This window comes from Rhodococcus sp. NPDC127593, assembly GCF_042671975.1.
Lineage (GTDB): Bacteria > Actinomycetota > Actinomycetes > Mycobacteriales > Mycobacteriaceae > Rhodococcus_F.
Window position 1 is genome coordinate 1 of the sequence record NZ_JBHXWI010000196.1, and the last position, 1,002, is coordinate 1,002.

Below are 1,002 nucleotides of genomic sequence, written 5' to 3' on the forward strand. Positions count from 1 at the left end.
ATGTCGGTGTCGGTGCCCTCGGGGACCGAGCCGATCCGCTGCTCGGTGGTCGGGGAGATGACCGGGATGGTCGCGTCGCCGGATGGCTGTGCCCATCCGCCGCGGATGTAGAGATCGGGGTAGTCGATCGTCATCGGGTGTCCTTCGTGAGTGGTTCGGGTTGCGGGTGGTCAGTCGTGGACGAGGACGGGTTTGAGGACCTCGCCGCGGTGCTGGGCGTCGATGGCGTCGTTGATCTTCGTGAAGGGGAAGGTGGTGACGAGCTTGTCGAGGGGGAACCGGCCGGCCTTGTACAGCTCGACCAGTTCGGGGATGAACTGGTCGGGGACGCTGTCGCCTTCGATGATTCCGGTGATGGTCAGGCCCATGGCGAGGGAGTTGATGATGTTCAGCGGAACCGAGGATTCGGGGTCGGCGGGGACGCCGATGAGTCCGATCTTGCCGTGGAACGTCATGGCGCCGATGAGGGATTCGATGACGGCGGGGACGCCGGAGGTGTCGATGGCGTAGTTCACGCCGGCGGGGATGACGGCCCGGACCTGCTCGGTGAGGGGGCCGGCGGCGGGGTCGATCACGTGGGTGGCGCCGAGTTCGAGGGCGAGGTCGCGCCGGGTCCGGTGCGGTTCGGCGGCGATGATGGTGGCGCAGCCCTGGACGACGGCGCCCATGACGGCGGCCAGCCCGACGGATCCGGCGCCGGCGATGAGGATCGCCGATCCGGGTCGGCAGTTCAGGGAGCGCATGACTGCGCCGGCGCCGGTTTGGATGCCGCAGCCCAGGGGTGCGAGGAGTTCGGCGGGGACGTCGTCGGGGACCTTCACGACGTTGCGTTCGAAGGCGAGGCTGTGGGTGGCGAAGGAGGATTGTCCGAAGAACAGGCCGGTCAGCGATTCGCCGTCGGTGGTGGTGATCGGTCCGGTGCCGTCGTCGCGGACGCCGTCGTAGGCGAGGTGCATGAACTGGTGGCAGTACGAGGGTGCCCCGGTGGTGCACGAGGGGCAG

Annotated in this window: 1 protein-coding gene; it reads right to left on the minus strand. The window is 68.3% G+C overall.

Translation table 11 applies throughout. The features are described from left to right. Positions 1 to 170: 170 nt before the first annotated feature. Positions 171 to 1,002 (minus strand): NAD(P)-dependent alcohol dehydrogenase (locus ACFVJ3_RS49570; RefSeq protein WP_378459061.1); only part of this gene is annotated, 832 nt, incomplete at its 5' end.